Origin of the sequence: Desulfitobacterium dichloroeliminans LMG P-21439, assembly GCF_000243135.2 — a bacterium.
GTDB classification, from domain to species: Bacteria; Bacillota; Desulfitobacteriia; order Desulfitobacteriales; family Desulfitobacteriaceae; genus Desulfitobacterium; species Desulfitobacterium dichloroeliminans.
In genome coordinates, this window is record NC_019903.1 from 1,296,840 (window position 1) to 1,320,243 (window position 23,404).

22 protein-coding genes are annotated in these 23,404 nt (G+C 46.4%); all 22 read left to right on the forward strand.

Going from position 1 to position 23,404, the window contains the following annotated elements; genetic code table 11:
* The first annotated feature begins 31 nt into the window (after window positions 1-31).
* The 22 genes from DESDI_RS06095 (at window position 32) to DESDI_RS06200 (ending at window position 23,362) form a co-directional block, all read left to right on the forward strand.
* Window positions 32-1,666, forward strand: a complete 1,635-nt coding sequence (locus tag DESDI_RS06095) for a putative manganese-dependent inorganic diphosphatase (protein ID WP_015261766.1) — start codon at window positions 32-34, stop codon at window positions 1,664-1,666.
* A gap of 157 nt (window positions 1,667-1,823) precedes the next feature.
* Window positions 1,824-3,803 (forward strand): NAD-dependent DNA ligase LigA, encoded by a 1,980-nt coding sequence (gene ligA, locus DESDI_RS06100; protein ID WP_015261767.1) that lies wholly within the window; start codon window positions 1,824-1,826, stop codon window positions 3,801-3,803.
* A 101-nt stretch (window positions 3,804-3,904) separates the two neighbouring features.
* On the forward strand, window positions 3,905-4,189 hold the full coding sequence (gene gatC, locus DESDI_RS06105; RefSeq protein WP_015261768.1) for an Asp-tRNA(Asn)/Glu-tRNA(Gln) amidotransferase subunit GatC: 285 nt from the start codon (window positions 3,905-3,907) through the stop codon (window positions 4,187-4,189).
* Window positions 4,190-4,212: 23 nt separating this feature from the next.
* Window positions 4,213-5,688: an Asp-tRNA(Asn)/Glu-tRNA(Gln) amidotransferase subunit GatA gene (gatA, locus tag DESDI_RS06110; protein WP_015261769.1), complete on the forward strand. Its 1,476-nt coding sequence runs from the start codon at window positions 4,213-4,215 to the stop codon at window positions 5,686-5,688.
* On the forward strand, window positions 5,688-7,142 hold the full coding sequence (gene gatB / locus DESDI_RS06115; protein ID WP_015261770.1) for an Asp-tRNA(Asn)/Glu-tRNA(Gln) amidotransferase subunit GatB: 1,455 nt from the start codon (window positions 5,688-5,690) through the stop codon (window positions 7,140-7,142). Before gatA ends, gatB begins: the two co-directional genes overlap by 1 nt.
* A gap of 447 nt (window positions 7,143-7,589) precedes the next feature.
* A complete protein-coding gene (gene nifV, locus DESDI_RS06120; RefSeq protein ID WP_015261771.1) occupies window positions 7,590-8,732 on the forward strand; it encodes a homocitrate synthase in 1,143 nt (380 codons plus the stop codon).
* A 59-nt stretch (window positions 8,733-8,791) separates the two neighbouring features.
* A complete protein-coding gene (locus DESDI_RS06125; protein ID WP_015261772.1) occupies window positions 8,792-10,006 on the forward strand; it encodes an NADP-dependent isocitrate dehydrogenase in 1,215 nt (404 codons plus the stop codon).
* Between the two features lie 81 nt (window positions 10,007-10,087).
* The gene (locus tag DESDI_RS06130) at window positions 10,088-10,774 is read left to right on the forward strand and encodes a phosphoribosylaminoimidazolesuccinocarboxamide synthase (protein ID WP_015261773.1); all 687 of its coding nucleotides are present in this window, start codon (window positions 10,088-10,090) and stop codon (window positions 10,772-10,774) included.
* A gap of 634 nt (window positions 10,775-11,408) precedes the next feature.
* The gene (lgt, locus tag DESDI_RS06135; RefSeq protein WP_015261774.1) at window positions 11,409-12,224 is read left to right on the forward strand and encodes a prolipoprotein diacylglyceryl transferase; all 816 of its coding nucleotides are present in this window, start codon (window positions 11,409-11,411) and stop codon (window positions 12,222-12,224) included.
* Window positions 12,225-12,346: 122 nt separating this feature from the next.
* Entirely contained in the window at window positions 12,347-13,552 is a 1,206-nt protein-coding gene (locus tag DESDI_RS06140; protein ID WP_015261775.1) for a saccharopine dehydrogenase family protein, read from the forward strand.
* Between the two features lie 5 nt (window positions 13,553-13,557).
* Window positions 13,558-14,688 carry a carboxynorspermidine decarboxylase gene (nspC, locus tag DESDI_RS06145; protein WP_015261776.1) on the forward strand — a complete coding sequence of 377 codons (1,131 nt, stop codon included), beginning with the start codon at window positions 13,558-13,560 and terminating at the stop codon, window positions 14,686-14,688.
* A 409-nt stretch (window positions 14,689-15,097) separates the two neighbouring features.
* Window positions 15,098-15,703: a hypothetical protein gene (locus DESDI_RS06150; protein ID WP_015261777.1), complete on the forward strand. Its 606-nt coding sequence runs from the start codon at window positions 15,098-15,100 to the stop codon at window positions 15,701-15,703.
* Between the two features lie 300 nt (window positions 15,704-16,003).
* The gene (locus DESDI_RS06155; protein ID WP_015261778.1) at window positions 16,004-16,732 is read left to right on the forward strand and encodes a CPBP family intramembrane glutamic endopeptidase; all 729 of its coding nucleotides are present in this window, start codon (window positions 16,004-16,006) and stop codon (window positions 16,730-16,732) included.
* A gap of 31 nt (window positions 16,733-16,763) precedes the next feature.
* Window positions 16,764-18,119, forward strand: a complete 1,356-nt coding sequence (rlmD, locus tag DESDI_RS06160) for a 23S rRNA (uracil(1939)-C(5))-methyltransferase RlmD (RefSeq protein ID WP_015261779.1) — start codon at window positions 16,764-16,766, stop codon at window positions 18,117-18,119.
* 146 nt (window positions 18,120-18,265) lie between these two features.
* Complete coding sequence (locus DESDI_RS18240; protein ID WP_015261780.1) at window positions 18,266-19,549, forward strand: hypothetical protein; 1,284 nt, start codon at window positions 18,266-18,268, stop codon at window positions 19,547-19,549.
* Window positions 19,550-19,743: 194 nt separating this feature from the next.
* Window positions 19,744-20,256 (forward strand): hypothetical protein, encoded by a 513-nt coding sequence (locus DESDI_RS06170; protein ID WP_015261781.1) that lies wholly within the window; start codon window positions 19,744-19,746, stop codon window positions 20,254-20,256.
* Window positions 20,257-20,583, forward strand: coding sequence for a hypothetical protein (locus tag DESDI_RS06175; protein WP_015261782.1), 327 nt, complete (start codon window positions 20,257-20,259; stop codon window positions 20,581-20,583).
* Between the two features lie 149 nt (window positions 20,584-20,732).
* Window positions 20,733-20,936 carry a hypothetical protein gene (locus DESDI_RS06180; protein WP_041219316.1) on the forward strand — a complete coding sequence of 68 codons (204 nt, stop codon included), beginning with the start codon at window positions 20,733-20,735 and terminating at the stop codon, window positions 20,934-20,936.
* A gap of 4 nt (window positions 20,937-20,940) precedes the next feature.
* A complete protein-coding gene (locus DESDI_RS06185) occupies window positions 20,941-21,873 on the forward strand; it encodes a DNA adenine methylase (RefSeq protein WP_015261783.1) in 933 nt (310 codons plus the stop codon).
* 52 nt (window positions 21,874-21,925) lie between these two features.
* Window positions 21,926-22,492, forward strand: coding sequence for a hypothetical protein (locus DESDI_RS06190; RefSeq protein WP_242825446.1), 567 nt, complete (start codon window positions 21,926-21,928; stop codon window positions 22,490-22,492).
* Window positions 22,489-22,782, forward strand: a complete 294-nt coding sequence (locus DESDI_RS06195; RefSeq protein ID WP_015261785.1) for a hypothetical protein — start codon at window positions 22,489-22,491, stop codon at window positions 22,780-22,782. The genes DESDI_RS06190 and DESDI_RS06195 overlap by 4 nt, the downstream gene beginning before the upstream one ends.
* Window positions 22,775-23,362: a hypothetical protein gene (locus tag DESDI_RS06200; protein ID WP_015261786.1), complete on the forward strand. Its 588-nt coding sequence runs from the start codon at window positions 22,775-22,777 to the stop codon at window positions 23,360-23,362. The genes DESDI_RS06195 and DESDI_RS06200 overlap by 8 nt, the downstream gene beginning before the upstream one ends.
* Window positions 23,363-23,404: the final 42 nt, after the last annotated feature.

Sequence of the window (23,404 nt, forward strand, 5' to 3'; positions counted from 1 at the left end):
CCCGACCTAGAATGAAAGGATAGTTTTTACCATGCCAGAAAAAGTATATGTAATAGGCCATCGAAATCCAGATACAGATTCCATCTGTGCCGCCATTTCCTACTCCCGTTTAAAGGAACGCTTAGGAATGAGCCAGGTAATCCCTTGCCGTGCCGGAAAAATCAACCGGGAGACGGAATTTGTGTTAAATTCCTTCGGGGTGGAAGCTCCGTTGCTCATAAAAGATCTTCATCTGCGAGTAAAGGATTTGCTCAGTGGCCCCATTCCGACGGTAGGGCCCAAGACCTCTCTATTAGAAGTCTGGAAGATCATGCAGGAAAAGAACCAAAAAACTCTCCCCGTAGTGGATAAGAAAGAACAGATGATGGGCATGATTACCGTCGGTGATTTATCCGGTTCTTATATTGAGAACATGGCTGATTATGATTTGAGCCCTCTTCATGTCTCAGCTAAAAATGTCGTTCGTTCCTTGAACGGTTCACTCTTGGCCGGAGATGAAGAGCAGGAGCTTTGTGGCAAGGTCTATGTTGGGGCAATGCGTCATGAGTCTCTGGAGTCCTATGTGGGAACCGGTGATATCGTGCTGATGGGAGACCGTGAAAAGGCGCAAAGAATTGCACTGCGCCAGGGAGTCTCTGCCCTCATCTTGACCGGGGGCGCAACCCTAACCCCAGAGATAGAGGAACTAGCTCGTCAAAGTAACAGTGTGGTCATCTCGGTGCCTCATGATACCTTTACGGCAGCCCGCCTTCTCCCCATGACCGCACCCGTACAAAGTGCCATGAAGACCGAAGGGATTATCTCCTTTAACGAAGATGATCTTATTTCGGAAGTCAAAGATAAGATGCTGCAAACTCGCTACCGTAATTATCCCGTTCTCGATGAGCAGGGTAAGGTTGTCGGTTTGATTAGCCGCTACCATCTCTTAAGCTTAAGCCGCAAAAAAGTGATCCTCGTGGATCACAATGAATTGGGTCAAGCAGTCGTTGGAGCAGACCAGGCGCAGATTCTTGAAGTGGTAGATCATCATCGGGTGGGTGGCATCCAAACCGGCGAACCTATCTTATTCCGCAACGAGCCAGTGGGCTCAACCTGTACAATTGTCGCCAAAAGCTATCGGGATTGGGGGATTGTTCCCGATAAGGCCATAGCCGGAATCATGCTCGGGGCTATTTTATCCGATACCGTCATTTTTAAATCCCCGACCTGCACGGATAGGGATAAAGAGATAGCTGCGTATCTGGCTGATCTGGCCGGAGTAGATCCTAAGGAATTTGGGGTGCAGATGTTCAAGGCTGCCTCCAACCTCGGGGAACGCAGGGTGGATGAGTTAATCGAAGAGGACCTTAAGGAATTTACCATGGGAGATTTACGCATGGGCATCGGCCAGTTCAGCGTCATGGGGATTGAAGGACTTGACCAATTGCGTGTCGAATTATCCCAAAGACTTGAAGAGCTGCGCGGCCAACGGGCGATGAATTATCTCATGCTGATGGTAACGGATTTGATTGAAGAAAATACGGAGTTATTTATCAGCAGTGCCCAGCCCGAAGAAATAGCTAAGGCTTTTGATAAACCCTTAGAAAATGGAAGCATCTTCCTGCCTGGGGTATTATCACGGAAGAAGCAAGTTGTTCCGCCATTATCTAAGTACTTTCTTCGATAACGGTTAGACTATAGATAGCGTTGTGAGGGTGACCCGCAACGCTATCTATAGTCCACTCGGATTTTTACATAAGCTTTACCTGTAGGTATCCTATTTGCCCAAGGACTACCGGCTGTAAATTGTCTATATTCGATTTTTCTAGGAGGGAGGACATTTTATGTCCGATGTGGCTCAACGAATTCGTGCTTTAATTCAGCAGATTGAAGAAGCCAATTATCAATACCATGGCCTAGACCAACCCACCCTAAGCGATGCGGAATATGACGCCCTCATGCAGGAACTCATTTCCTTGGAAAAAGACCATCCGGAGTTACTGGCACCCGATTCGCCGTCCCAACGGGTCGGGGGGGTAATCAGTAAGAAATTCCCGGAAGTTCGTCATGCCGAAGCTCTCCTAAGCTTGGATAACGCTTTTAATGCCGGGGACCTCAGGGAGTTCGATCGCAGGGTTCGTTCAGTATTTGCCAAAGTTGAATATGTGGTGGAACTTAAAATTGATGGTTTAACAGTGGCTTTAACCTATGAAGACGGGGTGCTTATGCGCGGGGCAACCCGAGGAAGCGGCGAAGTGGGAGAAGAGATTACCACCAATGTCAAAACCATCTCCGCGATTCCCTTGCGACTCCGCCAATTTGCTCCACGCTTAGATGTACGGGGGGAAGGCTATATGCCGAAGGCCTCCTTCCTGCGACTGAACCAAGATCGTGAAGAAGCCGGTCAAGCCCTTTTTGCCAATCCTCGCAATGCCGCTGCCGGTTCTTTGCGTCAACTGGACTCCAAGATTACTGCACAGCGTAAATTGGGGTATTTTGCATATCAAGTTTTACTTCCCCAAGAGATGGGATTGGCATCACAGACTGCTGTGCTGGATTATCTCAAGGCACTTGGATTCTCGGTCAATCCGGAATATGAGATCTTCGCAGAGATTGAAGAAGTAATCCGTTATTGTGAAGAAATGGCTGAAACCCGCCATAGCTTTCCTTACGATATCGACGGACTAGTTATCAAGGTAAACGATATCGCTCAACAGCAGGAGCTGGGCTTTACAGCAAAAAGCCCCCGCTGGGCGATTGCCTTTAAATTTCCTGCCGAGCAGGTGGAAACCATTATCGAGGATATTGTTATACGGGTAGGGCGGACAGGGGTTCTCACCCCTACAGCCAATTTAACCCCTGTTTTTGTAGCGGGATCTACCGTGGGTCGGGCGACCCTGCATAATATAGACAATATTCAAGCCAAAGATATTCGGATTGGGGATCATGTCTTGATTCAGAAGGCCGGGGATGTAATTCCTGAAGTGGTCAAATCCCTACCGGAAAAGCGAACCGGAGAGGAACGAGTCTTCACGATGCCTGAGCTCTGTCCCGAGTGCCAAAGCCCGGTCATCCGCGAAGAGGGAGAAGCAGCCCACCGCTGTACCAGTATCACCTGTCCGGCTCAGCAGCGAGAGGCCATCATTCATTTTGTCTCTCGAGATGCCATGAATATCGATGGACTGGGTCCGGCAGTGATTTATCAGCTCCTCGAGGCCGGATTGATCAAAGATGCAGCGGATCTATATTCCTTAGAGTTTGATGCTCTGGTAGAACTGGAGCGGATGGGGAAGAAGTCCGCCGAAAATCTTTTAAATGCTATCGTTCAGAGTAAGGAACGAGGTCTGGCACCTTTGATTTTTGGTTTGGGAATTCGCCATGTGGGAGAGAAGGCTGGTAAGATTTTAGCGCAAAAATACGGAACCATGGATGAATTAGCAAAAGCCAGCAGTGAAGAACTGCAGGGGATCCCGGACATCGGTCCGGCCATGGCCCAAAGTATTGCTCGATTCTTCCAACAAGAGAGCACTCACAGCTTCTTGGCCAAGCTTCGTCAGGCCGGAGTGGATATGACCGCTCAGCGCTCCACGAAGGCACAGGTTTTCGCTGGTATGAGCATCGTGGTCACGGGCTCCTTGGAACACTGGGATCGTCAATTTGCTGAACAGCTCATCGAAGAGCATGGTGGCAAGGCCGCCAGCAGTGTCAGCAAGAAAACAGCCTTTGTGGTGGCTGGGGAAAAGGCGGGTTCAAAGTTAACGAAAGCTAAAGAATTGGGAATCCCCGTCTTGACGGAAGAGGAATTTGCTAAGCTGTTGCCCTAAGGGCTTGGTTTTGCTACACTATCAATTATCATAATTTAGGTCGAGTAGCTCTTACTTGGCTTAATTTTGTAGAGTAAATATATGTAGGATGGTGGAAAAAAGTGAAGATATCACGGGAAGAAATCGAACATGTAGCATTGCTTGCTCGCTTGGAATTGACGGAGGAAGAGCTGATTACAAATACCGAACAGTTGAATTCCATCCTCGACTATGCAGCTATGCTAGAGAAGCTCAATACGGATGATATTAAACCCACGGCTCATGCTGTTCCTTTACATAATGTGCTGCGTGAAGATCAAGTGCAGCCCTCTATGGATCGTGAGAAAGTACTCGGCAATGCGCCGCAAGCTGAAGGCGGCTTCTTTAAAGTACCGCGGATTGTTTAATTGGGGAAGGGGAAATAGACTTCATGGAGATAACGACGCGAACGATTGGGGAGCTGCACGAGCTTTTAGAAAGCAAGGCCATCAGTGCCACAGAGCTTGCCCAGGGGTTCTTAGCTAGAATAGAATCAGTAGACCCTGAGATTAAAGCCTTTATCACGGTAACCAAGAAAACAGCTCTCGAACAGGCGAAGGCTGTGGATGAAAAGCTGGCGCGAGGAGAAAAGCTCGGAGCACTTGAGGGAATTCCCATGGCTCTCAAAGACAATCTCTGTACAGAGGGCATTCGGACCACTTGCTCCTCAAAAATCTTAGACAATTTTATCCCGCCCTACAATGCGACAGTGACCGATAAACTCAAGGATGCCGGTGCCGTTCTTTTAGGCAAGCTCAATATGGACGAATTCGCCATGGGCTCCTCCACAGAAAACTCAGGATTTTTTGCTACTCGCAATCCTTGGGATCTTGAACGGGTACCGGGAGGATCTTCGGGGGGTTCGGTGGCTGCTGTGGCGGCCGATCAAGCGGTATTTACACTCGGCTCCGATACAGGGGGCTCGATTCGGCAGCCCGCGGCTTTTTGCGGCGTCGTCGGCTTAAAGCCCACCTATGGGTTGGTGTCTCGCTATGGACTCATTGCCTATGCTTCATCCTTGGATCAAATCGGCCCAGTGACCAAAACGGTGGCGGATAATGCTTGGGTTCTCAATGCCATTGCCGGGCATGATGCCAAGGATTCCACTTCCGTGTCCTTGGCGAAGCCAGATTATACTCGTTCTTTAACAGAAGATATTCGGGGGCTACGCATCGGGGTGCCTCAGGAATACTTTGGTCAAGGAATGGATCCCCAGGTTGAAACCGTCCTTCGGGAGGCTATCCGTACCTATGAAAGTCTCGGAGCAATCGTTGAGGAATGCTCCTTACCCCATACGGAATATGCCATGCCGGCCTACTATTTGATTGCTACAGCAGAAGCCAGCTCTAACTTGGCGCGCTATGATGGGGTTCGTTATGGGCATCGCACAGAATCCCCAGAGGATATCCTCAGCATGTTTTGCAAAACCAGGGCCGAAGGTTTCGGCTCAGAGGTGAAGCGCCGGATTATGCTGGGAACTTATGCGTTAAGTGCCGGTTATTATGATGCCTATTATTTAAAAGCCCAGAAGGCACGCACCTTAATCGTGCGGGATTTTGACCAAGCTTTTGAAAAATATGATGTACTGCTTTCCCCGACTACCCCCACAACCGCTTTTCGGATTGGGGAAAAATCTTCTGACCCTCTGACCATGTATCTGTCCGATGTGTGCACTGTCCCCATTAATTTGGCAGGAATTCCTGCTTTATCGATGCCGGCGGGTTTTGTGGATGGACTGCCGGTGGGAATGCAGCTGATGGGCAAACATTTTGCGGAGGGAACCCTCTATAAGGCAGGGTATGCTTTTGAAAAAAACACCTCCTTCCATACTGTGAAACCAAGCTTGAGTCAAGGAGGGGCAAAGTAATGAAGGCCTTTGATCGTTATGAAATGGTCTGCGGAGTGGAAGTTCATGTGGAGCTCGCCACGAAGACCAAGATTTTCTGCAATTGCTCCACGGAGTTTGGTGGGGAGCAAAATACCCATGTTTGTCCTGTTTGCCTAGGTTTGCCTGGGGTATTACCGGTCCTCAACAAGGAAGTCGTCAATCTGGCGATTAAAGCGGGGCTAGCTTTGAACTGCGAAATCGCTGACTTCTCCAAGTTCGACCGTAAAAACTACTTTTATCCTGATGCCCCGAAGAACTTCCAAACCTCCCAATACGACCTGCCCATCTGTAAGCAGGGCTGGCTCGACTATGAAGTAGAAGGAAAGACGAAGCGGGTCGGGATCACCCGGGCTCATATGGAGGATGATGCGGGAAAGCTGGTGCACAGCGGCGCCACTATTTCCACTTCTCAAGAATCCTTTGTGGATTATAACCGGACCGGGGTACCGCTCTTGGAGATTGTTTCCGAACCGGATATGCGTTCGATTCCCGATGTAGTGGGCTTTTTAGAAGAGCTGGTCAGGACCATTCAATACACGGAGGTCTCGGATTGCCGGATGGAACAGGGCTCGGTACGTTTTGATATCAATGTCTCTCTGCGTCCCCTCGGTCAGCTAGAATTCGGCACCCGGACAGAATCGAAAAACCTTAACTCTTTTAGCTCGGTACGGCGTTGCTTAGAATATGAGATTGAGCGACAAGCGCAACTTTTGGATAAGGGGCAAGCTGTCGTGCAGGAAACACGTACCTGGGACGAAGGCCAAGGAGTCACCCTTTCCTTGCGTTCCAAGGAAGAAGCTCATGATTATCGCTACTTCCCTGAGCCGGATTTGGTGCCCTTGGTCATCAGTCGGGAGTGGGTGGAGGAAATTCGCCAAACCCTGCCTGAAATGCCTGCGGTGCGTCGGGAACGCTATACATCATTAGGACTCACGGAGTATGATGCTGGCGTCCTTACCGCGTCCAAGCAACTGTCGGATTATTTTGATGAGGCTCTGCAGAATTATGGAGAGGCCAAAACCTTGGCCAACTGGGTCATGGGTGAATTGACCCGACTTCTGAATGCGCAGCAAATCAGGGTGGAGGAATCCCCGGTGAGGCCCAAGCAATTGGCGGAGCTCCTGACCATCATCGACAAAGGAACCATTAGCGGTAAGATCGGAAAAACCGTCCTTGAAGACATGTTTGCAACCGGACAAGACCCGGAAGTCATTGTCAAGGAAAAGGGTCTGGCTCAAATCAGTGATACCGGTGCCCTACTTAAGATTGTCGATGAAGTGATTGCCGCTAATCCCCAATCCGTGGAAGACTTCAAGGCGGGTAAAGAAAAAGCCATCGGCTTCCTTGTGGGCCAGCTAATGAAGGCTACGAAGGGTCAGGCCAATCCTGGGGTTGTCAATAGCTTGCTGAAGGAACAGCTTTCGAAACTGTAGCTTTGGGTCGTGTAGCTTAACATACTTCCGCGACCTTCGGGCGTGATCTCCTGAAACCATTCACCGGATGGTTTCTTTATCGGAGAATCACGTGCTCAGGCGCTCCAGGGCTAGCGTGCTTGTTTCCGTAGCAAAATCCTCGGCGGGTAAGCATCATCTGTGGATTCCGCCTCGGCGAAAATGTCCACCGGACACTTTCGTCGCCAAACCTCCGGGTAATACCTGATGTAAACCGTGGCTCCGTTAATGCTACGGAAACGGCGTCCGCTTTACACCCTTCCGCGCAAATCGCTCTCTACTGTATGTTAAGCTACGCTTGAGGGTCGCTAGGGATCTTCTTTGAAGTATACAGTATTTATAATCTAGATTAGTTTAAAAATTTCTAGTTTATGTTAGTATTAAGTTCGATAAATATATTGCTTTAAAGGCTAAGGAGCTGAAGTAGTCGTGGTAGAAAGAAAACTAACCATTGTGGACACGACATTGCGGGATGGGGAACAAACCGCAGGCGTAGTTTTTTCCAATCAGGAGAAAATAATGATTGCCCGGATGCTGGATGATCTTGGGGTGGACCAAATTGAGGCTGGGGTTCCGGTGATGGGTGGCGATGAGCAAAAGGCCATCAAGGATATTGTTAAGATGGGCTTAAAAGCTAGCATTATGGGATGGAACCGAGCGGTTGTTGCTGATATTCAGAAATCAATCGAATGTGGTTGTGATGCTGTGGCAATTTCTATTTCCACTTCGGACATCCATATCGAACATAAACTCATGACCACTCGCGAGGATGTCCTTGAGAGAATGGTTAAGGCCACTGAATTCGCCAAGAAGAATGGACTTTACATATCGGTGAATGCAGAAGACGCTTCCCGGTCAGATATGGATTTTCTTTTAGAATTTGCCCGCCAGGCTAAGAATGCCGGCGCAAACCGACTTCGTTATTGCGATACGGTGGGAATACTCGAACCCTTTAAAACCTTTGATCGGATTGCCCAAATAAAGAAGAGTGTGGATATCGATATCGAGATGCACACTCATAACGACTTTGGTATGGCTACTGCCAATGCCTTGGCCGGAGTAAAAGCCGGGGCTTCACATATCGGTGTAACTGTCAACGGCTTAGGAGAACGAGCAGGCAATGCCGCTCTGGAGGAAGTCGTCATGGCCCTCAAACATTTAGTGGGAATCGATCTGAACTTTGCCACGGAGCGCTTCGTGGAGGTTTCTGAATTTGTGGCTAGAGCATCTGGCCGCTCCGTTCCTGTGTGGAAAGCCATCGTGGGCAGTAACATGTTTGCTCATGAATCAGGAATTCATGCCGATGGTGCGTTGAAAAATCCCCTTACTTATGAAGTGTTTAAGCCGGAGGAAGTCGGCTTAGAGCGGCAGATTGTGATTGGGAAACACTCAGGCACCGCAGCGATTAAAGCAAAGTTCCGCAATGAGTACGGTAAAGAAATCTCCAGTGAAGAGGCAGATGTGCTTTTGGCACGGGTGCGGGAATTTGCCGTAGATATGAAGCGTTCCCTCTTTGATAAGGAACTTATGTATCTCTACGAAGACTTGCATCGAGATAAAGCTGAGTCATAAATCAGTAGCATAAATAATGAAGTTTAACAAGGAACAGAAATTATTCAAAGGAGGCTGACATGGAAAAAATCAAAATGAACGTACCCTTGGTGGAGATGGACGGGGATGAGATGACCCGAATCATCTGGGAGTACATAAAAGAGATTCTCCTGCAACCTTATATCGAGTTAAAAACGGAATATTACGATCTTGGACTGCAGAAACGCAATGAGACCGATGACCAGATAACCATCGATGCGGCTCTAGCTACGAAGAAATACGGGGTAGCCGTTAAATGTGCGACCATTACCCCCAATGCCCAGCGGGTCGAGGAATATAACCTGAAGGAAATGTGGAAAAGCCCTAATGGCACCATCAGAGCGATCCTCGATGGCACCGTATTCCGTGCCCCCGTCCTTGTGGAAGGTATTAAGCCTCTGGTGACCACTTGGAAAAAGCCCATCACCATTGCTCGTCACGCTTATGGAGATATCTATAGAAATGTTGAGTACCGCGTTGAGGGTCCCGGTAAGGCGGAACTTGTCTATACCGATAAAATAGGCAAAGAAACTCGTCAGACGATATTTGATTTCCCTGGTAAAGGCGTCTTAATGGGAATGCATAACCTGGATAGCTCCATCGAGAGCTTTGCTCGGGCTTGCTTCAACTATGCCCTAGATGTTAAACAGGATTTGTGGTTTTCTACTAAGGATACTATTTCCAAACAATATGATCATACCTTCAAAGACATTTTTCAAGAGATCTATGATCAGGAGTATAAGGAAAAGTTTGAAGGGGCCAAGCTGGAATACTTTTATACATTGATTGACGATGCTGTAGCTCGCGTCATTCGCTCCGAAGGCGGTTATATTTGGGCTTGTAAGAACTACGATGGGGATGTCATGTCGGACATGGTCGCCACTGCATTTGGTAGCTTAGCGATGATGACTTCAGTGTTGGTATCACCAGAAGGCTATTACGAATATGAGGCTGCCCACGGCACGGTGACTCGTCACTATTACAAGCATCTGCAAGGGGAAGAGACCTCGACGAACCCCATCGCCACCATATTCGCATGGACTGGTGCATTACGCAAACGTGGTGAGTTGGATGGCCTAGAGGATTTAGTGATGTTTGCTGATCAACTGGATAAAGCTTCTTTACAAACGATTGAAGCAGGGATTATGACCAAGGATCTGGCCCTAATCTCTGAACTGCCACATAAGCAATCGGTAACGACTGAAGCATTTCTTCACGCAATTAAGAAGACCTTAGATGGTACTCGTTCAGTCTGAGCTAACTCGGTAGCTCGATAAGGTTGGGCTTTCGTATTATGCTGGCTCAAGAAACCTGATGGGATGAAGGGAGTATATATCATGGAAAAAATATATACCGGGAAGACAAAAGATGTCTATCGTCAAGAAGACGGAACCTATCTGCTAAAATTTAAAGATGATGTCACCGGCACCGATGGTGTCTTTGACCCGGGTGCGAATACGGTGGGACTGTCGATTGAAGGAGCGGGTAAAGCCGGACTTCGTCTGACTCAGTTCTTTTTCGAGAAGATCAATGAGGCGGGTATCCCAACCCACTATTTGGCAGCTAATATCGAGCAAAACACCATGACGGTAAAGCCAGCCAGACCCTTTGGACAAGGGGTGGAAGTTATTCTTAGGTACAAGGCTGTGGGCAGTTTTCACCGGAGATACGGCAAATATTGCAATTCAGGTGATCCTCTCGATGGCTATGTCGAAGTTACCTTAAAAGATGATGATCGCAATGACCCCTTGATAACGGACGAAGCGCTGGAAATGCTGGGGATCATGACCAAAGAGGAATATAAGACCTTGGGTCAGCTAACCCGAAAAATTGGCGAGATTGTCAAAGACGAAATGGCCAAAAAGGACCTAGAGCTCTATGATATCAAATTTGAGTTTGGCAGAGTGGGCGAGGACAATCACGTAGCCCTTATCGATGAAATCTCCGGAGGCAACATGCGGGCCTATCGCGGGGAGCAGTATATTGAGCCGCTTGATTTGGAAAAGATGATGTTAGAAGCATAAGCTTGTCAGGCCACGTAAGGAATACTTACGTGGCCTTTTTCAGCTTAAGACTTCCACGAAGCTAAGCTATACCGTTTATGTTTGGGTCGAGTAGCTTTTCCACTCCGTGGATAAGTCAGCTAGGGCTTCTGTACATTCTTCACACAAGCCAAGCTTCCTATAGCATACATCCGCGACCTTCGGGCGTGATCTCCTGAAACCATTCACCGGATGGTTTCTTTATCGGAGAATCACGTGCTCAGGCGCTCCAAGGCTAGCGCACTTGTTTCCGTAGCAAAATCCTCGGCGGGTAAGCATCATCTGTGGATTCCGCCTCGGCGAAATTGTCCACCGGACACTTTCGTCGCCAAACCTCTGGGTAATACCTGATGTGAACCGTGGCTCCGTTAATGCTACGGAAACATCGTCCGCAAGACGCCCCTCCGCCGCAAATCGCTCTCTTCTGTATGATAAGCTACGCTCGCGGGTCGGATAGTGTTTCCTTGGGCGCAAGCTTCGTTTGCGGCTTTTTTATAGTAGATATTAAATGATCCATGTACTCTTAATAAAAAAAGTTTGATGCACTAATTTTGAGTAGATAATAGGGTTATGGTACAATGTTGGCAGGATTCTATAAAGAAAGGCGACTAGAGATATGTCAGATCGTTTCCTAGTACAAAACTTATTTGGAATTGAAGGACTAAATATTGCTTGGTATGGTGCCATTATTTCTTCTGCCATCATCATTGGGGTATGGTTAGCTAGTCGAGAGGCGGAGCACCAAGGTCTTAAAAGTGATGCGATTTTCGACTTCTTGATGATAGTCCTACCCTTAGCTATTATCGGGGCAAGGGTTTATTACGTAATTTTTGAGTGGCCCCAATATGCCGCCAATCCGATAGATATCATCGCGACTTGGAAAGGTGGTTTAGCAATCTATGGTGGTGTAATTGGCGGCTTCATCGGAGCCCTTATTTTTGCCAAGCTTAACAAATTTCCTTTGTTGCGTATCATCGATATCGTCGTTCCCAGTTTGATTCTAGGACAAGCGATCGGACGCTGGGGGAACTATATCAACCAAGAGGCCTTCGGAAATCTGGTCACGAATCCCAATCTACAATTTTTTCCTTATGCCGTGCTAATCGATTGGTTAGGAGAATGGCACCAAGCCACTTTCTTTTACGAGAGTATGTGGAATTTAGGAGTCTTCTTTCTTCTTATCTATTTCCGACACAGAACCAAATTCACCGGTCAGCTCCTCGCCACTTATTTCATTGGCTATGGTCTAGGGCGCTTTTGGATTGAGGGTCTGAGAATGGATAGTCTATTTTTGATACCTGGGCTGCGTGTATCACAAGGTTTATCCTTGGTATTAATCATTGTCGGCATTGTGATGATCGTATTTCATAAGAAGCTTTTTAAAGAAAATCTTCCTTACGAAGGTAAGTATTTGCTAAAACCAGATAAGTAAGTAGAGCTAGAACATGTTTTAGCGCTAAAATCGCTAAAATGCGAGAAATTTTATTGATAAAGTACTGCATTTTAATTATAATCATGTTTGTCTAAATTTTTAACGAAAATGGAGGTTTTAACATGGGAAGAGCCTTGATTATTGGGGCCGGTGGTGTCGCCAGCGTTGTAGCACACAAATGTTGCCAGGTTCCGGAAGTGTTTGAGGAAATTTGTATTGCGAGCCGAACGCTTAAAAAATGCGAGGACATCCGAGATAAACTCATCGGCAGTCAGACCAAAGTTAGGGTAGCTCAGGTTGATGCCGACATTACCGAGAATGTGATTAAGCTTATTGAAGATTTTAAACCGGAAATTGTTATCAATGTGGCGCTTCCTTATCAAGATTTGACGATTATGGATGCGTGTTTAGCTACTGGAGTCCATTATCTCGATACAGCCAATTACGAACCACCGGATGTACCGAAGTTTGAATACAAATGGCAGTGGGCTTACAGAGATAGATTTGCTCAGGCAGGACTAACAGCCTTATTGGGAAGTGGCTTTGATCCTGGGGTGACCGGGGTATTTTGTGCCTACGCACAAAAGCACTATTTCGATGAAATCCACACCATTGACATTGTTGATGCTAACGGTGGGGATCATGGGTATCCTTTTGCGACGAATTTTAACCCAGAAATCAATATACGGGAAATTACGGCGAAGGGTCGCTATTATAAGGACGGCGAATGGATCGAAACAGATCCCCTTTCCGTTAAGAAAGAGTATGATTTAGATGAGGTTGGCCCCAAGAACATCTATCTGCTCTATCATGAAGAATTAGAATCTTTAGCTAAGAATATTAAGGGTATTAAACAAATCCGCTTCTGGATGACCTTCTCCGATAATTATCTAAACCATTTAACCGTCTTGCAAAATGTTGGCATGACCTCCATTGTGCCTATTGATTTTGAAGGTCACAAAATTATACCCTTACATTTTTTAAAAGCTGTTCTGCCGGATCCTGCCTCCTTGGGACCGAGAACCAAAGGGAAAACCAATATCGGTTGTATTATCCAAGGGGTTAAAGACGGTAAGCCCAGAACGTACTACGTTTACAATATCTGTGACCATCAAGAATGCTATGCTGAAGTGGGCTCACAAGCGATTTCTTATACTACAGGGGTTCCGGCCATGATTGGTGCCATGTTGATTATGCAAGGAATTTGGAAAAAGCCCGGGGTATATAATGTGGAAGAATTCGATCCCGATCCCTATATGGCGGCCTTAAATAAGTATGGTTTGCCTTGGAAAGAGGACTTCGCACCGACATTATTGGATGAGGAATAAGATCAATGAATGTAACTGAACTAGCGACACCAAGTTATGTTGTGGATGAGAACCTTCTCAAAAGGAATCTAGAGATTTTGAAGTCTGTCCAAGATCGGACTGGCTGCAACATCTTGCTTGCTTTGAAGGGTTTCTCCATGCATGCTGTCTTTCCTTTAGTCGGTCAATACCTCAAAGGAATTACGGCCAGCTCCCTGTTCGAGGCTCGATTGGGCTTTGAAGAGATGGGCAAAGAAGTTCATATCTATGCACCGGCATACATTGATGAGGAAATCGATGAACTGTTAGAGTACTGTGATCATATGGTCTTTAACTCCTTTGCTCAGTGGCGCAAATTTAAGGATAAAATCAAGAGCCATCCTCGCAAAATCGGGTGTGGGATTCGCGTCAATCCGGAATACTCAGAAATTGAGACGGATATTTATAACCCCTGCTTTCAGAACTCGAGGTTAGGAGTCACCCTAGCTAACTTCCGGCCGGAGGAACTGGAGGGGGTCGAAGGTCTGCATTTCCATACCCTCTGTGAACAAGACTCGGATACCTTGGAACGTACTATCAAGGTGGTCGAAGAAAAATTCGGCGAGCACATCAAGAAGATGAAATGGCTTAACCTAGGTGGCGGTCATCATATTACGCGACCGGATTATGATTTGGAAACCCTGATTCGCTGTATCAACTATTTAAAGGAAAAGTATCAGATTGATATCTATCTGGAACCGGGCGAGGCTGTGGCCTTAAATACGGGCTTCTTAGTCTCCAAAGTCCTCGATATTGTGGACAATGGCATGCAGATTGCCATTTTGGATGCTTCCGCCGCCTGTCATATGCCTGATGTTCTGGAGATGCCATATCGACCGGCGATTATCAATGCCGGTCAACCGGGAGAACATCCCTATACCTATCGGCTGGGAGGTAATACCTGCCTTGCCGGAGATGTCATTGGCGATTACTCGTTCCCGGAGCCCCTCAAGCCGGGTGACAAGCTCATCTTTTGCGATATGGCACACTACACCATGGTGAAAAACAATATGTTTAATGGTGTGAATCTACCGAATATCGTGGTCTACAACGAAGAATTAGGTTTTAAGATGATTCGACGTTTTGGCTATGAGGATTTCAAGAATCGTTTATCATAAAGCGGTTCACTTATCTTGAAGATCCCACTATTAAAATTGATGCTTATAGTTCAGATGGTTAAGTAATTTGGCATTACAGATAAGCCGGTGGAAGGTAAATTATTACATTACCTGCACCGGCTTTTTGAGTTAAATCTTCCCATGGACAGAAATGGCTAAATAAACAGAAAAGAATACTAGTAATTATGCTTCACAAAATTTATAATGGTAAAGGATTGTTTTTTACTGTTGATACCCTTTGTGATAATCTTCATCTATTTAGGTTTGAGGATTGAGCACAGAATTGCTTTTCTGCCTAAATTCAAGAAGATTTTAAACTAAAATTAAGCAATTATTAATATTTTGTTTAGTAGTTCTTTAAGATTTTCTGTGATAATGGTTATATCAATAACTTCGGAGGATAATTATATTGAAAAAGTATTATGTATATATCATTTTGACCCGAACCAACACCCTAATATCCAAACTCATCCATATGATTAAAGATGATGAATATACTCATGCATCCATTACATTTGATCAAGAACTTAATCAAATGTATAGCTTTGGCAGAAGGACTACCTACAATCCTTTCATTGGTCGCTTTCGGAGTGAAGAGTTCCACAAGGGAGTGTATGGATTCTGCAAAACTTTACCTGGAGTGGTTATTGAGGTTGAGGTAACCTTAGAGCAATATGAAAAAGCCAAGGAAATGCTAGAGCATTTTATTACCCATAGCGACCAATATAAATACAATTATATGGGTTTAGTGAACGGTTTACTGGACAAGCCTCTGCATAATGAGAATAGGTTTTTGTGCTCGGAATTTGTCTATCACCTCTTGAAGGAAAGTGGCATCGTGGATTTAAATATGCCAAGGAGTCTGGTGAGGCCGCAGAACCTACTTGATTTAGAAGGTAAGATAACATATCAAGGTGATCTTAAGGCCATAAGCCCTAAAACTAACAATGAGGGTTATCCAAAGAGCAACAGAAGAAGGAGACTTGCTTTATTAAGTGCACTTCTTTTTGGATAGACTCTTATTAAACTACTCACATTTGAAATCGAATTTTATCATATCAGTAGGAGCATTTTCTGTAGAGGAGCCGTTAGGCTCCTTTTCTTTTTTATTAGCATAATGAATGAATTCTCTATCGTTTCATCGTTTGATAGTATGAGGCAACCAGCGACTTCGCCTTATGCGATGCGTGTATCATAAAGATCAGCAAAGTCGGGTTTTCTTTAGCCATGCTTTATGGACACTTGTAGACCTTTAGATTAAAATAAGTAATGAACATAACATTATAGACATCATTGATGGTTAAGGAGATTATTGATGGAAGAGAAAACCTCCAATAAAGCAAGTGATAAAGCAAGCAAGGAAATTCCTCCACGACGCCCGGCTTGGAACGTCTGGCAGGGGCTTTTTTTATTGCTCATCATATATGCTCTCGAGTTCTTTTTTGGCTGGCTCAGGACTCCTCAAGAATTGGATCAACTGGAGGGGTTCTTTCGCTATTTGACGGTAGGTATGGGAGAAGCTTTACTCTATCTCGTCATACTCCTAGGTTTCTTTAGGCTTATCAAGCGTCCCTTGCGTGAGCTAGGGCTAGTTCGACCACTTTTTCGTTATATTCTCTTGGGACTGCTGATGGGGGTTTTTCTCCTTGTCGCTGTGGGCTTATTGGGGAATTTCCTCGCTAATCTCTTAGGAACTCCAGCTCCGCAAAGCTTTACCCTGGTTCTGGTGGGGGCGCAATATGACTGGCAATTGATTTTGCTGATTTTACTGGGCGGGGTAATAGCTCCGATCAAAGAAGAAGTTTTCTTTCGAGGGTTATTCTATCCACCTTTTCGACAAGAATATGGAAGAGGCAAAGGCATTCTGTTTACAGCAGGCTTGTTTGCTCTGTTGCATTTTGATGTGGTTCGTTTTTTACCCTTGCTTGTGGGCGGAGTCGTCCTGACATGGCTTTACGAAAAATCGGGCAGTCTTTGGCCGTCAATTATTGCCCATGGAACATGGAATACCCTCATGGCCTTAATGGTGTGGATTCAAAGGTAAGTGGCGATGGGTGAAAGAAGGAGGAAACTCTGTGAATAAAAAGAATCGCTCCAATCAGTCGAAGCTAGAGCGAATTATTGAGGTGGAGTGCCTGCGCCTATCTTCCGAAGGAGCGGGGGTGGGCTATCACGACGGGAGGGCCACCTTTGTAGCCGGACTATTACCGGGCGAAACAGGGAAAGTCCAGATCTTCGAAGAGAAAAAAAGCTGGCAACGGGGCAGACTTATAGATGTCCTAGATGCGACCGTATCAAGTCAGCGCGTGAATCCTCCTTGCACAGTCTACGGCCTTTGCGGTGGCTGTCAACTGCAGCATCTTAGCTATCCCGAGACGTTGGCCTGGAAGAAGCGCTGGGTGGCCGACAATCTCATGAGGATTGGCAAGATTGCGATGGATGATGTCATTATGCACCCGACTATGGGCATGGAGGACCCTTGGCGTTATCGAAACAAAGGTCGGTTCCATCGGGGCGTTGATCATCGACTAGGATATCATCAGGAAAAGAGCAATACCATCGTTCGCTTTACTGATTGCTTATTGATCAGTGAGCCGATGAATCGGTGGTTAAAAGAAATAGAAGACATCCTACTCAAGGAAGCACCGGAAATCAAAGCCCTCACCTTACGTGAGAATTCACATGGGGAGGGTATGCTTGTCTTGGAGCCGGTCAGTGATGGGGGAAGCCTTCGCGAGCTCTTAGGGAAAATGGATTCGTTATCAATCGAAAGCAATGGAAATTCTAAGCGAGCAGGAATTCGCTCAATATGGGGAGTTAGCGCCGCAGGTAAACCAGAGTTGCTCATAGGGGAAGGGGACTTTAGACAAGAAATTTTGGGGTTAGAATATAAGGTTTCACCCCTTGCCTTCCTACAAGTCAATCCTATTCAGACCCAAAAGCTCTATACTACGGTCTTGCAATGGGCGCAACGATCACCCGCAGAGGTAGTTTGGGACCTTTATTCCGGCATTGGCACGATTACCTTAGCGTTAGCTGCCAAGGCTCAGAAGGTCTGGGGAATCGAAGAAAATCCTTATGCGGTTGAGGATGCCAGAATGAATGCACAGCATAATCGAATCGAGAATGTGGAATTTATTGCGGGGAAAGTTGAAGATACTTTCCAAGAGATAGATGAGCATCCCGACCTAGTGGTCCTTGACCCACCCCGGGCCGGTGCCCACCGTAGGGTGCTAGAAGGGCTAATCAAGCTACAGCCTCAGCAGATCATTTGTGTGTCGTGTGACCCCGGAACATTGGCGAGGGATTTAGGTATTCTGCAGAGCGGTGGATATCAGGTGCGTGAGGTACAGCCGGTGGATATGTTTGGGTGGACCGCCCACGTTGAGTGTATAATAATGATGACGAATAGTGGTTTGAAGGGCAAATGAGGCAGGTTAACCACTACATGTAGTGGTTTTGGAGCAAAATATGGGCTAAAATCGAGCCGAAAAAGTGCATTTTTTGACCCTGTTTTTTAGGGCGTTTTATAGATGACATTTGATTTTATCTAAAGAAATGAAACGGGGTGTGAGATATGTCACATGATTATGTGGGGAAAAGTTGGGGTGATGTTCCCAATGAAGTTAAAAAGCAACTTTTGAGTAATGCGATTTGTTTGGATATAGAGCATTCTTGTATTGCATCTGAAGGATCGTGCTTAGTCGAATTAAAAGAAACCCTTGTTGTCCCAGGTGAACTTATCGATGGAAAGATAGTAATTGATAATAATGCGGAGCTTTACAACCCTATCATCAGGGATCTAAATGATGATTTATTTACTGAACCAGATGACGAGGTGTATAAAAAATACGAGCGGCATATGAAAAATAGACCTCACGTAGTTTTATTAGGTGCTGGGGCAAGCATGGCAGCTTTACCAAACGGAGATAAAAATGGTAGAAAAATATCTGCTATGTCTGGGTTTATTCAGAAGTTAGGCATGGAGGGAGTCCTTTCAAGCATTAATTTGAAAACAAAAAGTGATAATCTTGAAGATATTTATATGGAAATGTACGACAGAGATGATTGCACACAGGCGCGATTAAACTTAGAAGAACGAATATACAATTATTTCGTTGACTTTGTTATTCCTGATGGACCAACAGTATATGATTTTCTGATGTTAAGCTTGACCAGGAAGGACTTGATTGCATCATTCAATTGGGATCCTTTATTAGTTCAGGCTTATCTAAGGTGTGTTAAAATAACTGACAATTTACCTCAATTAGCTTTTTTACATGGTAATGTAGCCGTAGGATTTTGTGACAGTTGCAATGTTATGGGAACTACATTTATGGAATGTCCTCATTGTGGGAAACATCTTATGCCTGTAAAATTATTATATCCTATCAGAAATAAAGACTATGCATCTATCAAAGCCGTAGAGAAGAGTTGGAAATCGTTGCAGAATGCACTGGAAGTTGCATATATGGTAACGATTTTTGGATATAGCGCTCCTAAATCTGATGCCGCAGCTATTGCTATGTTAAAACAAGCGTGGGGAAATGTGACAGATAGGAAATTTGAAGAAATAGAAATAATTGATATTCGAAATGAAGATGATGTGGTAAAGTCATGGGAGAATTTTATTCATACACATCATTATTCAGTCCATAATAGTTTTTTCAAATCAACCCTAAGTCATTGCCCAAGAAGAAGTTGCGAGGCTACATTTGACAGATTAATGAATTGCAGATGGCTTCAGGCCGGACGAGGTTATAATGAGAGCATGAATTTTGATGATATTAAAATGCTGTTGAAAAGCTTGATTATAGAAGAAAAAAACAATTCTGGGATGCTATCAGATCCCTATATCTAAAGACGGGATACTTTTCACTTAAAGAAAGTAAAAGCATCAGGAATAATTCTGATGCCTTTGTTTTCATATAGACCCAACACAATTATATATGTGCTGCCATCAGGCAGGAGCATGAGAGGCTATATTTTTCTTTTTGAGAAACATAGTCTCTTTTTTATTGCCTGGCAGCGTAAAAAAGAATGGAGGAAATCAAAATGGCAAACGAAACAATGCGTATCTTTTTCCCTCTGAAGATCATCATCTACCCTCAAGGCGAGTATGGATTTGAGGACAACCCGGAGGACATCACTTCCAAAGAGGCCGTAGCGTATGAGGACTCTATCCTCGCCGCAATCGCAAAAGAGAATCGGTTTTTTGAAAATGACCGTGGCCTTGCCGAATACATCCACGACGAAGCTCTCAATAAAAAGGTGTATAGCCTGTACCCGTCAGTGGAAGTCGTCGATGGCGAGCTATGGGGAGTCATGACAGCAGGACTAAAAGAATCGCTCTCCGGCGAAGAAACCGCCGAGCTCATTAATTTTGTGTCTGGGCAAAATAGTGACGGATACGGTGAGGGCCTGGAACAGCGCCCCATTAAAACGTCCAACGGAGAAATCTATGTCAGCTTCTGGAATCACGAAAACTATTCCTTAAAGCTGGAGCAGGAGATGAAAAATAAAACTCCTGACATTGGATATGGCGGTCCGGTGATGGGAGGAATGTAAATGAGCAAGGTGTTCTCTATCATCGGTCTGGAAACCAACACCGGTATCCAAGACGTCGGACTCATGGGCGGCATCCCCCAAGCGGAGGACATCCAAAAATCCCGGCTATACAAAGAGCTGGTTGAGGACTGCGGCGGATCAGAATATATCATGGTGGCGGTTAAATCCTACCGTTATGGTGAGGGAGAGCCGGAGGATGCCATGACCGAGGATCTCGATTGGCTCAAAGCTCGTCCCGATTTTTTGTTAAGCGAAGCGGTTACACATCTGCAGACTAAAAGCTTCGCTATTCTATACCCCGATCAGGGAATGCAGATGAACATGTAGCGCTCTTTGGTTTCTATGAAGCTGAAGGGCGCTTTTTGCATTTTCAAAAACTGTGATGTAAACCAAATAACTAAATAAGTGAACGAGAAGGCGCTGTCTTTACAAAAAAGGCAGCGCCCTTTTTGTTTTTCCGAGAAAGGGGCTGAACTATGAACAATGATTTAAACACAGAAGTAAAAATCGACGCAGAAGGAACCGGACCACCTAAAAAGTATGCCGTGCCTTCGCCCGAAGATACCGCCCGATGTGCTGGATGTCCTTATCCCGGCGTCGGTTTCATCTGCTGGGGTACAGACGGCTCCTGTATGAGAACAGAGGTTGAAAGGATCAGCCGCCGAAGCAGAGGGAGGTGATGTAATGAACAGCCCCATCAGCTGGGTGGGCGGTAAAAAGGCACTGCGGGATCTGATTTATCAGAGGATGCCGAAGGAATTCGGCAGATACATTGAAGTCTTTGGCGGAGGCGGCTGGGTGTTGTTCGGGCGAAAGCCCGGCACCGCTATGGAGGTTTACAACGATTTTAACTCCGACCTTGCTAATATGTTCCGCTGCATCCGTGACCGCCCCATGGCCTTGCTTAAGGAGTTGGGCTTCCTTCCGCTGAACGGACGGGATGAGTTTAATGTCCTGAAAAAATTTCTGGAGAAGGATGAATTCACGAACGAGTACCTGCAGGAGGAAATAGAGATCGCCCAGCGGTATCTCACAGCACCGCAGTTTGATGAAATCAAGCTCATCCTCTTGGAAAATGCGCAAATGAATGACGTCAAACGCGCTGCTGCCTTTTACAAGCTCATCCGTTTAAGCTACGGAAGCGGCTGCACCAGCTATGGCTGTCAGCCATTCGATATCCACAAAACCTTTGACCTCATCTGGCAGGCAAGCCGCAGACTCAAGGACACGGTCATTGAGAACAAGGACTTCGAAGCTCTGATCAAGCAATACGACCGTGAGAACGCCTTCATTTACTGCGATCCCCCATATTATCAAACAGAGGGACACTACGAAGTGGTATTCAGAAAAGAAGATCATTACCGTTTGCGGGATACCTTGGCATCCTGTCTGGGCAAATGGCTGGTCAGCTACAACGACTGCGAATTCATTCGTGAGTTATATCAGCACTTCAACATCGAAGCGGTCAGCCGCATCAACAACCTTGCGCAGCGCTATGACAACGGCTGCGAATATGCCGAGGTGCTTATCTCCAACTACGACACCAGCGAGCGCATGCGGGATATGCCTATCCAGATGGGTTTATTCGACCTCGGCGGATTGTTCGGCATGCAATGACAGGAAAACAAATTATTTTATCAGGAGGTTTTACTTTATGAAAATGATTGAAATGCGTACATGCGTGGACAAGGACGGCCGACTTGTCATTTCTGAAAAAACCGTAGGAGGGGCTGGATTCAATCCCGGCGATGAGGTGTACGTCTCCCTTGCAGTTGCGAAAGGGGAAACCCATCCCAGCCCGATACACCTCAGCACAACTGAACCTTCAAATATCATTATTAATCCAGATGATGAGGATGTGTTCGCTCCGGAGGATGAGCTGCACATACCGGATGTGCTTCTGGAGGCTGCGGGTATTCCGAAGGACTGCAGTCTCGGCGCTTTCGGCGGGAACGGAAGCCTTGTCTTTTACAATGCAGATGAAGATGAGGAAGATGAGCTGGAGGATGAGTCGGAGGACGAAGGTGATCTGTTTGTACCCGGTGAGCTGTTGGAGGCGGCAGGCATTCCGGAGGATAGCGATCTCGATATCATCTTCACTGACGGCGCCATCGTCATAATGGAAGCAGATATTCTGGACAATCTGCCGGATGAGCTTCGGGATCTGTTCGGCAATATTGGCATTGATCCTGATACGGTGCGGGAGGTTATGAGAAAGGAAGGTTATTTCGTATGAAAGCAAAGCCCATTTACAAGATCCTTGATGACAAGGGCAGAGTCCTGATTCCCAAGGCGCTCCGCGCATCCGCTGAAATGGAGCATGGCGATATTGTGCGTCTCGGCGTGAACAAGGGGGTCATCACAGCCAAGAAGGTTGATCTCATCGAGCTTGGCGACCAGTCTCCGGAAGCAGTGGAAGCGTTTGTGCGCGCCGCCATCCGCGACATGCCGGAGGAAACGCAGATAGGCATCGCCGCAAGACTGCTGGAGCTGGTCGAACAGAGAAAGGAGCAGCGCCATGAGTGAGGAAGTATTGTTTTCTCAGGAGGACTGTCTGAAGAGCGGGTATGACTTTTCAATCAACGGTAAGGTTATAGTCCTCAAACCCTCCGTGTTATCGGAGGAATTCCGTAACACCAAGCATCAGCTGTACTTCTGCACCGGAGGCTTCGGCAGCAATCCCAATCCCAGCGGCCGATCAGTTTTTGTCGTTTCCCTTGCGGACGGTGAGCAGGTTCGCTGGAACCGAAGCGACATCCTCGGTATCGCAAAGCCGGAGATCCTGTCCGACCACGCCCGGCTGCAACTCTCGCAGATCCGTCCGGCAGCTGCGCTGGATCTCAAAAGCCATGAGCCGCAGTACAGCGGCTATTGCTTTTTGCCGGACGGCCGATATACCTCCGGCGTATGGCTGTGCAGCACCAAGGAGGTGCAGGACTACATCGAAATGCAGAAGGACTATCAGCACCGTGTAATGATTTGCGACCGTTATGACTTCTGTGTGTTCGAGATGATTGACGGCAAGCTAATTCATCCTTCACCGGAGGTCTTGGAAGCTTTCTTTAAGGAACAGCAGGAGCCGGGCGGCATGGAGCTGAAGCTATGAAAGCAATATGGGCTTAAGGCCGGAATCAGATAAAGGGTTCCG

Excerpts from the sequence above, each read along its gene's own strand:
- nspC (WP_015261776.1), top strand. The coding sequence starts at position 13,558 with ATGAATGTAACTGAACTAGCGACACCAAGTTATGTTGTGGATGAGAAC.
- DESDI_RS18240 (WP_015261780.1), top strand. The coding sequence starts at position 18,266 with ATGTCACATGATTATGTGGGGAAAAGTTGGGGTGATGTTCCCAATGAA.
- DESDI_RS06185 (WP_015261783.1), top strand. The coding sequence starts at position 20,941 with ATGAACAGCCCCATCAGCTGGGTGGGCGGTAAAAAGGCACTGCGGGAT.
- DESDI_RS06140 (WP_015261775.1), top strand. The coding sequence starts at position 12,347 with ATGGGAAGAGCCTTGATTATTGGGGCCGGTGGTGTCGCCAGCGTTGTA.
- DESDI_RS06155 (WP_015261778.1), top strand. The coding sequence starts at position 16,004 with ATGGAAGAGAAAACCTCCAATAAAGCAAGTGATAAAGCAAGCAAGGAA.
- gatB (WP_015261770.1), top strand. The coding sequence starts at position 5,688 with ATGAAGGCCTTTGATCGTTATGAAATGGTCTGCGGAGTGGAAGTTCAT.
- DESDI_RS06170 (WP_015261781.1), top strand. The coding sequence starts at position 19,744 with ATGGCAAACGAAACAATGCGTATCTTTTTCCCTCTGAAGATCATCATC.
- DESDI_RS06190 (WP_242825446.1), top strand. The coding sequence starts at position 21,926 with ATGCGTACATGCGTGGACAAGGACGGCCGACTTGTCATTTCTGAAAAA.
- DESDI_RS06180 (WP_041219316.1), top strand. The coding sequence starts at position 20,733 with ATGAACAATGATTTAAACACAGAAGTAAAAATCGACGCAGAAGGAACC.
- DESDI_RS06130 (WP_015261773.1), top strand. The coding sequence starts at position 10,088 with ATGGAAAAAATATATACCGGGAAGACAAAAGATGTCTATCGTCAAGAA.
- DESDI_RS06095 (WP_015261766.1), top strand. The coding sequence starts at position 32 with ATGCCAGAAAAAGTATATGTAATAGGCCATCGAAATCCAGATACAGAT.
- DESDI_RS06125 (WP_015261772.1), top strand. The coding sequence starts at position 8,792 with ATGGAAAAAATCAAAATGAACGTACCCTTGGTGGAGATGGACGGGGAT.
- DESDI_RS06175 (WP_015261782.1), top strand. The coding sequence starts at position 20,257 with ATGAGCAAGGTGTTCTCTATCATCGGTCTGGAAACCAACACCGGTATC.
- lgt (WP_015261774.1), top strand. The coding sequence starts at position 11,409 with ATGTCAGATCGTTTCCTAGTACAAAACTTATTTGGAATTGAAGGACTA.
- gatA (WP_015261769.1), top strand. The coding sequence starts at position 4,213 with ATGGAGATAACGACGCGAACGATTGGGGAGCTGCACGAGCTTTTAGAA.
- DESDI_RS06200 (WP_015261786.1), top strand. The coding sequence starts at position 22,775 with ATGAGTGAGGAAGTATTGTTTTCTCAGGAGGACTGTCTGAAGAGCGGG.
- DESDI_RS06195 (WP_015261785.1), top strand. The coding sequence starts at position 22,489 with ATGAAAGCAAAGCCCATTTACAAGATCCTTGATGACAAGGGCAGAGTC.
- ligA (WP_015261767.1), top strand. The coding sequence starts at position 1,824 with ATGTCCGATGTGGCTCAACGAATTCGTGCTTTAATTCAGCAGATTGAA.